Genomic DNA, 13,340 nt, shown 5'->3' on the forward strand with positions numbered 1-13,340 from the left:
TGATATTTCATAAGCCAATGATTTATAATGAAATTCCCTTCACTAGGGGCACAAGTATCCGCGACGAAAGCGCGTTCGGGACGTAGAGGCCGGAGGTTCGAATCCTCTCACCCCGACCAGGATTTACTTTGCTTTATGCAAAGCAAAAAAACCGACGGCATTGTCCGTCGGTTTTTTTATTTCTGCGTCGGCGCTGCGTCGATAACAGCAGCCGGTCGCTACGTCCCGGATGGACGCTTTGTAGTCCGTCGGAATCCGGCCGCCACCGGGCAATCCCGCGGCGATTCGAAAAAGCCGCATCCCTGGCGCCGTTATCCCCTCTGATATAGTGGCAACTCATTGCCACCCCCAGCGCTTGTCGCGCATCTAACAGCTTGGACGCCTTGCCCTTATGGGCGCAGATTTGCGCCGTCGCCTTCCTGATCGTCTGCTCGGGATTCTTTTCCATTTCCGAGACCAGCATGATGGCGCTCAACCGCCATCGCCTGAAGCACCTCGTGCGCATGAACGTGCATGGCGCCAGGTCGACGCAGGGCCTGCTCTCGCGCACCGAAGATCTCCTCTCGACGATTCTCGTCGGCAATAACGTCATCAATACCGTCGTGCCGGTGCTCACCACCTCGATTGCGGTGCGCTACTTCGGCAACGATGCCATCACGCTGTCCATCGCCACGGCGGTCATTGCGTTGCTCATCATCATCTTCGCGGAAATCGCCCCGAAGATCGTCGGCGCAACGTATCCGGACCGCATCGCCCTGTCGGTCAGCACACCGCTCAAACCCATCGTCGCCGCCGCCAGGCCGCTGGTTTGGGTGCTGAACAGTTTCGTGCGCGGCATGCTCCGCGTGCTGCGTATCGACACGCGTCGCGCGTCCGGCGAAACGCGCCTGACGACCGAAGAACTGCGCACCATCGTGCTCGAAGCCGGCAACTACATGCCGACCAAGCCGCGCAGCGTGCTGCTCAACCTGCTCGACCTGGAGAACATTGCGGTCGACGACGTGATGGTGCCGCGCGCGCGTATCGAGGCGCTGGATATCTCGGCACCGCTGGACACGATTCTTTCGCAGCTCGAGACGTGCTACCACAACAAGTTGCCGGTCTACGACGGCGACATTGATCGCATCGTCGGTATTCTTCCGGTGCGCCGCACGCTTTCCGCGCTGCGTCATCCGGACGACATCACGGTCGACACGTTGCGTGCGTTGCTCGTCGACCCGTACTTCATTCCGAGCGATACACCGGCGTTGCGTCAGTTGCAGTATTTCCAGGAAAACCAGCGTCGTGTGGGGCTGGTCGTCAACGAGTACGGTGAGGTCGAAGGGCTCGTGACCACCGAGGACATCATCGAAGAACTCATCGGCGAATTCACGACGAGCGTGCCGGGCACCGGCGGCAGCCGCTCGGGCTGGACGGCCGAAGGGGAATGTCTGGTGGGCGGCGGCGTCGGACTGCGCGACCTGAACCGTCGACTGGGGCTGCACCTTCCGACCGACGGCCCCAAAACGCTCAACGGATTGATTCTCGAAGTCCTGCGCGAGATCCCGGAAGCTTCGGTCAGCCTCGAGATCGACGGCCTGCGCATGGAAATTGTGCAAATCGACAATCAGGCGATCAAGACGGTGCGTCTGTTCAAACCGGGACCGCGTCCTGCGCACCACGACTGAGTTGTGAGCGTGAGATGACGCGTATCGACTCACGAACCGCGTGAATCGATCGCGTCTCCTTCGCTCACTGCACGTCACACGAGGGCTTTTTTCGGGTTTTTCCGATTGAGTCGCCGCAGGGTTGCGTCGAGACTGAAGCTTCACTCAGCTCTCTTAGTGCAGCTCTCTTAGTTAGGGCAGCTCTCGCCGGACCCCGTCATGTCACACGCCACCGTTCCCTCGGGCGACACTACGTCATCGCTACATCGTCGCTCATCGGCCTCACAGCCTCCCGCCACTGCTCCTTTCAACCCTGCCGTGCCCACGGCCACCACGCCGCTGCAATGTCTCGAAGAGGTATTGAGCGACGCCGTGCGCGCCGGTGCGTCAGACGTCCATTTCGAACCCATGGCACAACGTTTCCGCGTGCGCCTGCGTATCGACGGGCGCTTGCAGGAATACCGTGACATTCCCTTGTCGTGGCGCGACATGCTCGTCTCACGCCTCAAGGTGCTCGCAAATCTGGACATTGCACAGAAGCGTTTGCCGCAGGACGGGCGCATGCTTTGGCGCGAGGCCGGGGAGCCGGTCGAATGCCGCGTGAGCGCGCTGCCGACATTGCACGGTGAAAAGCTCGTGGTGCGGTTGCTCGATGGTGCGAAGGTGCCGCTCTCACTTGAGGGGCTGGGTTATACACCGACGCAGTACCTCGCATTGACGCAGGCGATCGCGCGTCCTCACGGCATGATCCTGCTCACCGGTCCGACCGGTAGCGGCAAGACCGTCTCGCTGTACAGTTGCCTGCGACGGCTGAACGATGCCTCGCGCAATATCGTCACCATTGAGGACCCCGTGGAAATTCGCCTGCCGGGTGTCACGCAGGTCAATCTCAACGAGCGCGCCGGGCTCGACTTTGCGACGGCGTTGCGCGCCTTTCTCCGGCAAGATCCCGATGTGCTCGTCGTCGGTGAAATTCGCGATGCGCAAACCGCGGAAATTGCCGTGCAGGCAGCCCAGACCGGCCATCTCGTATTTGCCACGGTGCACGCGAACGACGCGCCAAGTACGCTCGCACGGCTCTTCGACCTCGGTGTCGCGCCGTTCAATCTCTCGTCGACGCTACTGCTCATCAGTGCACAACGATTGCTCAGACGACGATGTCCCGCCGGGTGCGAACCCGGCAACATGACGGGAGATGGCCAACGCAGCGCTCACACATGCATGCGGTGCCACGGGACCGGCTTCGCAGGACGCGTGGGCGCGTTTCAGGTGATGCCCATCAGTGCCACACAGGCCGTCAACATCTCGCAGGCACGCAGCCCGCACGAACTGGCAGCGCAAGCGCAAAGCGAAGGCGTAATGACGTTGCGCGAGTCGGGACTGTGGCACGTCGAGACAGGGACGGTAAGTCAGGAGGATGTCGATGCGACAACGCCGGCCTGAACGGAAATCGCACGGCAACTGCCCCATGCAATGTCGGCACGCATCAGCCGGAGATGACGCATGTCTCGAATGACCCGGCCACGCCAGTGGCACTGGCAGGGGCGCGAGGCGGACGGGCAACGCCGACGCGGGGAATGGGTCGCGCACGGCGAGGCGGCGGTGCGTCTGGCATTGCGTCGTCGATATCCGCAGATGACGATTACGCACGTCACCCCGGGGCGTCGACATACTGCTTCGGCACGCACCCGATCGGCGGATGCCGCCGACCTCGTGCGACGCCTTGCCACGTTGCTCGGCGCAGGCGTGCCGCTAAGCGCGGCGCTCGATGTGCTGGCCCGCGGCGCGCACACCCGAGGCCTCAAGCGCCTGGCGTCCGACATTGCGCAGGATGTCGCGCAGGGACATTCGCTGGCGCTCGCCATGGCGCGTGCGAGCCGTCGATTCAGCAGCGTCGATTGCCAGTTGATCGCGGCGGCCGAGCTGAGCGGAGAACTTGGCCCGACACTGGCTCGCCTGAGCGCGCACTACGATCACGCGAAAGGCATACGCGACAAACTGCAACGTGCGCTCATGTATCCCGTGACAGTGCTGGCAGTCGCGCTCGCCGTTATCGCGGCGCTGCTGCAATGGGTGATCCCGGAGTTCGAGCGTCTGTTCGCGAGTGCAGCCGGCGGAGGCGTGCCGTTACCGCCCCTGACTCGCTGGCTGATCGATCTCTCACGGGCATCACTGGACAAGGGGCCATGGGTGCTCGCATGCGTGGGCGCCATGGCGTTAATCCTCACCGCTGCCGTGCGGCGCAGTCCCCGAATGCGACGGCAGCGAGACCGGTGCCTGCTGCATTTGCCGGGCGCGGGCAAGATCATCCACATGATGAGTGCCGCCCGCTGGGCCAGGACCTTGGGCACGCTGCTCGATGCAGGCATCGCGCTGCCCGACGCCATGGACGCCGCCGCCAGCGCGTGCGGCAATCTCGTCATGTCGCAAGCCGCACACGAAGTGCACCGGAAGGTCGCGCGCGGCGCTCGGCTGGCGACGTCGCTGGAGGCCGATGCCCATTGGCCGCTGGCGATAGCGCAACTGGTCGTGATCGGGGAGGAATCGGGTACACTCGGGCGCATGCTCAACCAGGCCGCTGGCTTGCTCGACGAAGAAGCGTCGCATGCGCTGGTCAGTACCTGCGCCACGCTCGAACCCATGATGATTACGTTTCTCGGCCTGCTGATCGGCGGCATGGTCCTGGCCATGTACCTGCCGATGTTCCAACTCGGATACGGTGTCGCATGAACGCCCTCGATGGCTACGCTGAGCTGCTTCTCGTCGACTGGCTCGCCCAACTGGCGCCTCACTGGCGTCTCGCGATGTTCGCGATCGCCGGAACGCTTGCCGGGCTGATGCTGGACGTCGTCGTGCGCCGGGTCCCGGCGGCCATCGAGCGTGCGTGGCTGGAAGAACTTCAGGCCGCAGAGACCACCGACGGCGCGACACCCTCGGCGGCGCCCTCGCCTTCATCTGCTTCATCTGCTTCGTCCGCTTCGTCCGCTTCATCCGCCTTGTCCACCTCATCCACGCAAACGACGCCGCTCGCGCTCGCGCCGTGCGCGAAACTCCCGGGCATCGGCGCAGTGGAGCTTCCCACCACGTTGACGGACGCCGCGCCCACGCGCCGCTGGCAACTCGCGCTGATCAGCGGGGCGCTCAGCGCCGCCATATCCTGGCGCTTCGGGCCAACTTGGCAGAGCATCGGCGCGCTCGGGCTGGTGTGGACGCTCATCGCGCTCGCATATATCGATCACGACACGCAACTATTGCCGGACATCCTCACCCTTCCGCTCCTCTGGGCCGGACTGCTCTGCAATCTTGGCCACTGGTTCGCCACCTTGCCGTCGGCTGTCATCGGCGCTGCCGCCGGCTACCTGAGTCTGTGGACGATGTATTGGGTGTACTGGTGGGTGCGTCGGCGGGAGGGTATGGGCTTTGGCGACTTCAAACTTTACGCGGCGCTCGGCGCCTGGTTCGGCTGGACAGCGTTGCCCCAAATCCTGCTGGTTGCCTGCCTGCTCGCCATCGTCTTCGCCGGGAGCGCCTGGCTGATGGGGCGTCTGCGTAGTGACCAGATGTTTCCTTTCGGCGCGTTTCTCGCTGCCGCAGGTGTCGTCACGCTTTTTGGCGGCGACAGCCTGATGCTTTGGATCGGAGGAACTCCATGACGTACGCCATCGGCCTGACCGGCGGCATCGGCAGCGGCAAGACGACCGTCGCCAATCTATTCGCCACCCACGGTATCGCGATCATCGACACCGATGCGATCGCGCACAGCATCACCGCCCCCGGAGGCGCCGCCATGCCGGCGATCCGTCGCGAGTTCGGCGACACCTTCGTCGCACCGGACGGCTCGCTCGATCGAGCGCGTATGCGCGAAGCGGTGTTTTCCGACGATGCGGCAAAAACACGTTTGGAGGCGATCACCCATCCGCTGATTCGTACGGAGTGCGAGCGGGCCGCGGCCGAAGCCGACGGGCCGTATCTGATTTTCGTCGTACCGCTGTTGGTCGAATCGGGAACGTGGCGCGAGCGCGTGCAGCGCATTCTCGTCGTCGACTGCACAGAGGAGACGCAGATCGCGCGCGTCATGTCGCGCAATCGCTTCACCCGCGAGCAGGTGCAGGCGATCATGGCGCGTCAGGCCTCGCGCGCCCAGCGGCTCGCTGCGGCGGACGACATCATCGACAACGATGTCCAGCATGCACCGCTCGCGCCACAAGTCGACCGCTTGCATGCCACCTACCTTCAGCTCGCGAAACTGACCGGTGGCGAATAGGGGCCGAGGTGGGCGCGAACAGGGATGCGAACGGGGATGCCAAGCGGGGATGCGAAGCGGGTGCAAAGCGGGCGCGAGGCGGGGACGCTGGTGTGGCTGTCGATGAGGGGTACGGGGCAGATGCGGGGTATAGGTGCGTGGTCCGACTCAACGACAAATCGAGTTTGATGAGCATTTCGTGCAGAAGTCTCGCCTTTTGCCCTCGATTGAGCGCCAACTCGCGTTGCAACCCGACAGTTTCCCGCATTAGAATGTCGCCATTACGCTGAAAAGCGCCAACTTTTGGGCCAACGCGCTTGATCCTGTACGAATATCCGCTCAACGAACGCATTCGCACGCTGCTTCGGCTAGAAGAGCTGTTCGGGCGCTTTGCCTTTTTCGTCGGACAGGATCAGCCGCTCGATCATCATGCGGCCCTGATCACGATGTTCGAGATTGCCGACATCGCCGGTCGCACCGATCTGAAGAACGAACTGGTCAAGGAACTCGACCGGCAACGTCAGACGCTGCAAACCTACCGCGGCAACCCGGATATCGCCTCCGACGCGCTCGAACAATTCATCGGTGAAGTCGAGCTCGCGATTGCGAACCTCAACCAGATTCCCGGCAAACCCGGTCAGCACCTGAACGACAACGAATGGCTCGCCAGCATTCGCAGCCGCTCGGTGATTCCTGGCGGTACGTGCCGTTTCGATCTGCCGTCGTATTACGCGTGGCGTCACAACGATGCCGAACAGCGCCGTCACGACATCGATAAGTGGATCGGGCCGCTGTTCCCGATTCGCGACGCCATCGGTATCGTGCTGGGACTCGCGCGCGAATCCGGCCATGCCAGCAAGGCCATGGCACAGCAGGGCAGCTATCAGCAGATGCTCACGGGACGCGTGTATCAACTGATGCAGGTGCGCGTCGCGGCAGACCTTCGCGTGATCCCGGAAGCCAGCGCCAACAAATACATGCTGTGGGTGCGTTTTACGACACAGGATGGCGATCTGAAGCCGCGCCCGGTCGACAGCGATGTGCCGTTCCTGCTGACCCTTTGCAATCTGTAAGCCCATGACGAGCGTCGTGAACTGTCCGACCTGCGGCAAGAAAGTCGTTTGGGAGCCGCAGTCCAAATTCCGCCCCTTCTGCTCCGAGCGCTGCAAGCAGATCGATATGGGCGCCTGGGCCGCCGAGAAATACACGATTCCCGCCGAGTCGCCTGAAGATCCGTCGCAGGAATCGCCGCTCGATCCGACTCAGCGTTGACAACGGGGAGCGCGGTAATGCGGTAATGCGGTAATGCGGTAATGCGGTAATGCGCGCAAAGTATCGTCGGCACCAAAGAAAAAGGCACCTCACGGTGCCTTTTTCCATGTCGGTGTTTCGACGTTGCCGCCTGTCGTCACGTCGAGCGCTATTCGTGCAGTCAGCGCCGATTTCGCCTGTTGCAACGTGCGGCGCCGTCGATCAGGACCGCTGCGCCAGTTCTTCGGCAAGCCACGTCAACGGAGGCAATGCGGCCGGAAGCAACGGCTCGACGCTCACCGGCGGATGTTCCCAAGCGAGTGCCTGCCCTTCCTTGCCATGAGGCTCGCCCTGCCATGCCGTGACCTTGCAGAAGTGCAGCCGCACATAGGCGTGCGGATAATCATGCTCCAGCACGCGCCACGGGGCGCAGCGCTCGACCGTCACGCCAAGCTCTTCGTGCAGTTCGCGCGCCAATGCGGCAGCCACCGACTCGCCCGCTTCAAGCTTGCCGCCGGGGAATTCCCAGTAACCGGCATAAGGCTTGCCCGCCGGACGTTGCCCCAGCAGCACCGCCCCATCCGGGCGCACCATCACACCGACAGCCACTTCCGTGACGGGACGCCCATCGGGCGCAGTTTGCTTCACATCTGTCATATCGCTACACCTACCGTATCTCTTGTCTGGACGGGGCGGCACGCCGAGCGCATCGACTTGCCCGTGCCGCCGAAATGCTGCCCAAGTGCCGCTCAGACTCACGACGCCTGCGACGCCCCACGCTGCTTGCCCGCCCAGTCGCGCGCAAACTGGAACGCCACACGCCCCGAGCGCGACCCGCGCTCAAGCGCCCAGATCAGCGCCTCCTGACGCGCACTCTCCGTTTGCTCGGCCGGCACACCGAAGTGCTGCAACCAATGGCCGACGATCGTCAGGTAGTCATCCTGCTTGAACGGATAGAAACTGACCCACAGCCCGAAGCGCTCGGACAGCGAAATCTTTTCCTCGATCACTTCCCCCGGATGGATCTCACCGTCGTCGGTATGGCGATAGCTCTCGTTGTCCTTCATGTACTCCGGCAGCAAGTGACGGCGGTTGGACGTCGCGTAGATCAGCACGTTATCCGACTGGGCTGCCACAGATCCATCCAGCGCGACCTTGAGTGCCTTGTAACCGGATTCACCGTCTTCGAACGACAGATCGTCACAGAAAACGACGAAGCGTTCGGGACGCTGCGAAATCAGATCGACGATGTCGCCCAGATCCGTCAGGTCATCCTTGTCGACTTCGATCAGACGCAGCCCCTCGGACGCATACTGATTCAGACACGCCTTGATGAGCGACGACTTGCCCGTGCCACGCGCACCGGTGAGCAGCACGTTATTGGCCGGTTCGCCGCGCACGAACTGGCGGGTGTTCTGCTCGATCAGCGCCTTCTGACGCTCGATGTTCTGCAAATCGTCCAGCGTGATGGCCGAGACGTGTGCGACCGGTTGCAGGAAGCCACGTCCCTGCTTCTTGCGCCAGCGGAACGCCGTGGCGACGCTCCAGTCGATCTCGGGGGCAGCCGGGGGCAGCATTGCCTCCAGCCGTGCCAGCACGCCTTCCGCGCGCGTCAGGAATTGTTCCAGTTTGTCCATGCTTCGAAATCCCCGCGCCGCTCATGGGCGCTCGTGTCGATGCTGCCAGGTGTTGTCGTTTCCCTTCGCTGTGCGCCACGGTGCTTGTGCCACCAACCGACGATGCGTCCGATGCCGAGATACCCGAGCGATCGAACGCGCAAACTCACCGGCGCAGCGCCAATGCCGGTCAGGCATCGGCCGCCCGCGCCGACGGCCCTGGCTTCCTGTGGGAAGCCGAATCCGATTCAGGCCGTCGCGTCAGGTCTCAAGAGCGGTAATCCGCGTTGATGCTCACGTAGTCGTGCGAAAGGTCGCACGTCCACAACGTTGCCGCAGCGTCGCCACGACCGAGCACCACGCGTACCGTAATTTCACTTTGCTTCATCACGCGCTGGCCATCTTCTTCCCGGTAGTCCGCATTACGGCCACCGGCGCGCGCAACGAGCACGTCGTCCAGATAGAGATCGATTTTGCTGACGTCCAGATCGTTCACGCCCGCATAGCCGATCGCGGCCAGAATACGGCCTAGATTCGGATCCGACGCAAAGAACGCGGTCTTCACCAGCGGTGAATGGCCAATGGCGTACGCGATCTGACGGCACTCGGCCACATCACGACCGCCTTCGACCGTCACGGTGATGAACTTGGTCGCGCCTTCGCCGTCGCGCACAATCAGTTGCGCGAGTTCTTGCGAGATCGAGAGCAGCGCGTCGCGGAACGCCACGAAGGCCGCCGTATCCGTGCTTGCGATTTCCGGCAACTCGGTCTGACCGGTGGCCGCGACGATAAACGAATCGTTGGTGGACGTATCGCCGTCGATCGTGATGGCGTTGAACGAACGGTCGGCCACGAACTTCACCAGGGCATCGAGCACCGGCTGCGCCACGCGGGCATTGGTGCCGACGAAACCGAGCATGGTCGCCATGTTCGGCTTGATCATGCCTGCGCCCTTGCTCACACCCGTGAGTACGATCGTGTGACCGTCGATCACGAGCTGGCGTGACGCCGCCTTGGGCAACGTATCGGTCGTCATGATCGACTGCGCGGCTTCGTACCAGTGTGCGGGCGCCAGATTGCCAATAGCCTGCGGGAGCCCCGCGACGAGGCGGTCCACCGGCAGCGGCTCCAGAATCACGCCCGTCGAGAACGGCAGAATCTGGTTCGACGACACGTTCAGCAGCTTGGCGAGCGCATCGCACGTGGCGCGCGTCGCGAGCATGCCCGGCTCGCCGGTACCGGCGTTGGCGTTCCCCGTGTTGACGACGAGGGCCCGAATGCCCGCTTTGGCCGCGAGATGCTCCTTGCACACCGTCACCGGCGCAGCACAGAAGCGATTCGTCGTGAAAACGCCGGACACCGTGCTGCCGGGCGCCAGTCGCATGACCAGCACGTCCTTGCGGTTCGGTTTGCGGATGTTGGCTTCGGCCCAGCCCAGTTCCACGCCCGGAACGGCGTGCAGTTGGGAGGCTTCGATCGAGGGGAAATTGACGGCCATGAGGGTTCGCCCGCGAGAGATAAGGTTGCAGCTCCCGCCCTGGCGATGTCGGCACGACAGCCCGCCGGGGCGGCGGTTGATCGGTGCGGCCGGTGGCAAAAAACCGGCGCTACAAACGACGCGGCGCCGATAAGGAGTCGGCGCCGCGTCGATCGGTTCACATCTTAAGACAGTTTGCCGTGGCAGTGCTTGAATTTCTTGCCACTGCCGCAGGGGCACGGATCGTTACGTCCGACCTTCGGCAGGAAATCGCCGCCGGCCGATGCTGCGGCACCCGCGCCCGCCGCCGCTTGCGCGAGCGCTGCCACCACAGGACGCCCAGCGTCCTCGTCGACCTCGCCTTCACCGCCCACCGTCTCGAGTTCGTCATGCTTGAACTCGATGTTGACCAGACCGCCGGCGTTGTCGTCGAGCGATTCCGTGGCCTGTTCGAGTTCTTCCTGCGACTGGATGCGCACGTTCATGATGACGCGCGTGACTTCCAGCTTAATCGTCTCGAGCAACTGTGCGAACAGTTCGAACGCTTCACGCTTGTATTCCTGCTTCGGATTTTTCTGTGCGTAGCCGCGCAGATGAATCCCCTGACGCAGGTGATCGAGCGCCGCCAGATGCTCGCGCCAGTTCGAATCCACGCTTTGCAGCATGACCGAGCGCTCGAAACCGGAGAACGACTCACGCCCGACCAGATCGACCTTGGCGTTGTACGACGCTTCGGCGGCATCCATGACTTCCTTGAGGATGTCCTCGTCGTCGATCTCTTCCGTGCCTTCGATGCGCGATTGCAGCGGCAAGTCGAGCTGCCACTCTTCGCGCAGCACCGTCTCCAGGCCCTTCAGGTCCCACTGCTCTTCCACGGTGCCGGCCGGCACATAGTTACGCACCAGATCCTCGAACACGCTCTGGCGCATGCCTGCGATGGTCTCCGAGACGTCTTGCGCTTCGAGCAGTTCGTTACGCTGCTGGTAAATCACCTTGCGCTGGTCGTTGGCAACGTCGTCATACTCGAGCAATTGCTTACGCACGTCGAAGTTACGGGCTTCGACCTTGCGCTGTGCCGACTCGATCGAGCGCGTGACGATGCCCGCTTCGATCGCTTCGCCTTCCGGCATCTTCAGACGATCCATGATCGCGCGCACGCGATCACCGGCAAAAATGCGCAGCAGCGGATCTTCCAGCGACAGGTAGAAGCGCGACGAGCCCGGGTCGCCCTGACGGCCGGAACGGCCACGCAACTGGTTGTCGATACGGCGCGACTCGTGGCGCTCGGTACCGATGATGTGCAGACCGCCGGCGGTCTTCACCTGCTCGTGCAGGCCTTGCCACTCGTCCTGCAACTGCTTGATGCGGGCTTGCTTGTCGGCGTCGGAGAGTGAAGCGTCGGCTTCGATGAACGCCGATTGCTTCTCGACGTTGCCGCCCAGCACGATGTCGGTACCACGACCGGCCATGTTGGTCGCAATGGTGATCACGCCCGGACGGCCTGCCTGCGCCACGATCTCGGCTTCACGCTGGTGCTGCTTGGCGTTGAGCACCTGATGCGGCAGCTTCTCGCGCGTGAGCAGTTGGGAGAGATACTCCGACGTCTCGATCGAGGTCGTGCCGACCAGCACCGGCTGACCACGCTCCACGCACCCGCGAATGTCCTTGATGACGGCGTCGTACTTTTCCTTGGCCGTCTTGTAGATCTGATCCTGACGGTCGATGCGCTTGGGCACGCGGTTCGTCGGAATCACCACCGTCTCGAGACGATAGATTTCGTTGAATTCGAACGCTTCCGTGTCCGCCGTGCCCGTCATGCCCGAGAGCTTGGCGTACATGCGGAAGTAATTCTGGAACGTGATCGAGGCGAGCGTCTGGTTCTCGTGCTGGATCTTGACGCGCTCCTTCGCTTCGACCGCCTGATGCAGGCCTTCGGACCAGCGGCGACCAGCCATCAGACGACCGGTGAATTCGTCGACGATGACGATCTCGTCGTTCTGCACCACGTAATGCTGGTCTTTGTGGAACAGCGTGTGTGCACGCAGCGCGGCGTACACGTGGTGCATGAGCGTGATGTTCTGCGGCGCGTAAAGGCTGTCGCCCTCGGCGATCATGCCCCACTCCGCGAGCAGTTGCTCGGCCTTCTCGTGGCCGCGCTCGGTCAGGAATACCTGACGGCCCTTCTCGTCGAGCGTGTAATCGCCCGGCACTTCGACACCGGTGCCATCGGCCTTTTCTTCGCCGATCTGACGCTCAAGCATCGCCGGCAGGCGATCCATCTTCACATACAGTTCAGTGTGATCTTCGGCCTGGCCCGAGATGATCAGCGGCGTGCGCGCTTCGTCGATCAGGATCGAGTCCACTTCGTCGACGATGGCGTAGTTGAGCGTACGTTGCACCCGCTGCTCGGTCTCGTAGACCATGTTGTCGCGCAGGTAGTCGAAACCGAACTCGTTGTTCGTCCCGTACGTGATGTCGGCGGCGTAGGCGGCCTGCTTCTGATCGTGCGGCATCTGCGACAGGTTGATACCCACCGACAGGCCGAGGAAGTTGTACAGACGCGCCATCCACTCGGCGTCGCGTTGCGCCAGATAATCGTTGACGGTCACAACGTGCACGCCCTTGCCCGAGAGCGCGTTCAGATAAGCGGGCAATGTGGCGACGAGCGTCTTGCCCTCGCCCGTGCGCATTTCGGCGATCTTGCCGAAGTGCAACACCATACCGCCGATGAGCTGAACGTCGAAGTGCCGCATCTTGAGCACCCGCTTACCGGCCTCGCGGCATACGGCAAAGGCTTCGACGAGCAACGAATCCACGCTCGCCCCCTGGGCGATACGTTGCTTGAATTCCTCGGTCTTGCCGCGCAGTTGCTCATCGCTCAGCTGGGCGATTTGCGGCTCAAGGGCGTTAATCGCCGCGACGGTTTTCTGGTACTGCTTGATGAGCCGCTGGTTGCGGCTGCCAAATACTTTTTTAAGAAGACCGGGAATCATCGGATCACTGGTTAGGGCGGCAAATGTCGTTCGCATCCGTGCAGCTGTTCCTCGGACGGAAGCTCACCCCGGAGTTGTCCCCCATGAGTAACCATCCGCCTGCGGCGTCTGCGC

At 62.8% G+C, this 13,340-nt stretch carries 12 protein-coding genes; 7 read left to right on the forward strand and 5 right to left on the reverse strand.

Going from position 1 to position 13,340, the window contains the following annotated elements:
• Window positions 1-133 precede the first annotated feature (133 nt).
• A complete protein-coding gene (locus tag PCA31118_RS27160; protein WP_174990613.1) occupies window positions 134-463 on the reverse strand; it encodes a hypothetical protein in 330 nt (109 codons plus the stop codon).
• On the opposite strand from PCA31118_RS27160, the gene PCA31118_RS26220 reads away from it, so the two are divergent.
• The 7 genes from PCA31118_RS26220 (at window position 375) to yacG (ending at window position 7,161) form a co-directional block, all read left to right on the forward strand.
• A complete protein-coding gene (locus tag PCA31118_RS26220; RefSeq protein WP_150627865.1) occupies window positions 375-1,667 on the forward strand; it encodes an HlyC/CorC family transporter in 1,293 nt (430 codons plus the stop codon). The genes PCA31118_RS27160 and PCA31118_RS26220 overlap by 89 nt on opposite strands.
• Before the next feature lie 198 nt (window positions 1,668-1,865).
• A complete protein-coding gene (locus PCA31118_RS26225) occupies window positions 1,866-3,089 on the forward strand; it encodes a GspE/PulE family protein (protein WP_150627866.1) in 1,224 nt (407 codons plus the stop codon).
• Between the two features lie 60 nt (window positions 3,090-3,149).
• Window positions 3,150-4,376, forward strand: a complete 1,227-nt coding sequence (locus PCA31118_RS26230; protein ID WP_150627867.1) for a type II secretion system F family protein — start codon at window positions 3,150-3,152, stop codon at window positions 4,374-4,376.
• A complete protein-coding gene (locus PCA31118_RS26235) occupies window positions 4,373-5,299 on the forward strand; it encodes a prepilin peptidase (RefSeq protein ID WP_174990614.1) in 927 nt (308 codons plus the stop codon). Before PCA31118_RS26230 ends, PCA31118_RS26235 begins: the two co-directional genes overlap by 4 nt.
• Window positions 5,296-5,910 carry a dephospho-CoA kinase gene (coaE, locus tag PCA31118_RS26240; RefSeq protein WP_150627869.1) on the forward strand — a complete coding sequence of 205 codons (615 nt, stop codon included), beginning with the start codon at window positions 5,296-5,298 and terminating at the stop codon, window positions 5,908-5,910. The genes PCA31118_RS26235 and coaE overlap by 4 nt, the downstream gene beginning before the upstream one ends.
• Before the next feature lie 296 nt (window positions 5,911-6,206).
• Window positions 6,207-6,962: a cell division protein ZapD gene (zapD, locus tag PCA31118_RS26245; RefSeq protein WP_044457152.1), complete on the forward strand. Its 756-nt coding sequence runs from the start codon at window positions 6,207-6,209 to the stop codon at window positions 6,960-6,962.
• 4 nt (window positions 6,963-6,966) lie between these two features.
• A complete protein-coding gene (yacG, locus tag PCA31118_RS26250) occupies window positions 6,967-7,161 on the forward strand; it encodes a DNA gyrase inhibitor YacG (protein ID WP_150627870.1) in 195 nt (64 codons plus the stop codon).
• A 201-nt stretch (window positions 7,162-7,362) separates the two neighbouring features.
• Here yacG and PCA31118_RS26255 read toward each other — a convergent pair whose 3' ends face one another.
• From PCA31118_RS26255 to secA, 4 genes are all read right to left on the reverse strand, one after another.
• Entirely contained in the window at window positions 7,363-7,797 is a 435-nt protein-coding gene (locus PCA31118_RS26255; protein WP_150627871.1) for an NUDIX domain-containing protein, read from the reverse strand.
• Window positions 7,798-7,895: 98 nt separating this feature from the next.
• Complete coding sequence (locus PCA31118_RS26260; RefSeq protein WP_150627872.1) at window positions 7,896-8,777, reverse strand: ATP-binding protein; 882 nt, start codon at window positions 8,775-8,777, stop codon at window positions 7,896-7,898.
• 247 nt (window positions 8,778-9,024) lie between these two features.
• Window positions 9,025-10,254 carry a bifunctional glutamate N-acetyltransferase/amino-acid acetyltransferase ArgJ gene (argJ, locus tag PCA31118_RS26265; protein WP_150627873.1) on the reverse strand — a complete coding sequence of 410 codons (1,230 nt, stop codon included), beginning with the start codon at window positions 10,252-10,254 and terminating at the stop codon, window positions 9,025-9,027.
• Between the two features lie 164 nt (window positions 10,255-10,418).
• Window positions 10,419-13,226, reverse strand: coding sequence for a preprotein translocase subunit SecA (secA, locus tag PCA31118_RS26270; RefSeq protein WP_150627874.1), 2,808 nt, complete (start codon window positions 13,224-13,226; stop codon window positions 10,419-10,421).
• Window positions 13,227-13,340: the final 114 nt, after the last annotated feature.

It is taken from the genome of Pandoraea captiosa, assembly GCF_902459775.1.
Taxonomy (GTDB): Bacteria; Pseudomonadota; Gammaproteobacteria; order Burkholderiales; family Burkholderiaceae; genus Pandoraea; species Pandoraea captiosa.

Excerpts from the sequence above, each read along its gene's own strand:
- PCA31118_RS26260 (WP_150627872.1), bottom strand. The coding sequence starts at position 8,777 with ATGGACAAACTGGAACAATTCCTGACGCGCGCGGAAGGCGTGCTGGCA.
- PCA31118_RS27160 (WP_174990613.1), bottom strand. The coding sequence starts at position 463 with ATGCTGGTCTCGGAAATGGAAAAGAATCCCGAGCAGACGATCAGGAAG.
- PCA31118_RS26235 (WP_174990614.1), top strand. The coding sequence starts at position 4,373 with ATGAACGCCCTCGATGGCTACGCTGAGCTGCTTCTCGTCGACTGGCTC.
- PCA31118_RS26255 (WP_150627871.1), bottom strand. The coding sequence starts at position 7,797 with ATGACAGATGTGAAGCAAACTGCGCCCGATGGGCGTCCCGTCACGGAA.
- argJ (WP_150627873.1), bottom strand. The coding sequence starts at position 10,254 with ATGGCCGTCAATTTCCCCTCGATCGAAGCCTCCCAACTGCACGCCGTT.
- yacG (WP_150627870.1), top strand. The coding sequence starts at position 6,967 with ATGACGAGCGTCGTGAACTGTCCGACCTGCGGCAAGAAAGTCGTTTGG.
- PCA31118_RS26230 (WP_150627867.1), top strand. The coding sequence starts at position 3,150 with ATGTCTCGAATGACCCGGCCACGCCAGTGGCACTGGCAGGGGCGCGAG.
- coaE (WP_150627869.1), top strand. The coding sequence starts at position 5,296 with ATGACGTACGCCATCGGCCTGACCGGCGGCATCGGCAGCGGCAAGACG.
- secA (WP_150627874.1), bottom strand. The coding sequence starts at position 13,226 with ATGATTCCCGGTCTTCTTAAAAAAGTATTTGGCAGCCGCAACCAGCGG.
- PCA31118_RS26225 (WP_150627866.1), top strand. The coding sequence starts at position 1,866 with ATGTCACACGCCACCGTTCCCTCGGGCGACACTACGTCATCGCTACAT.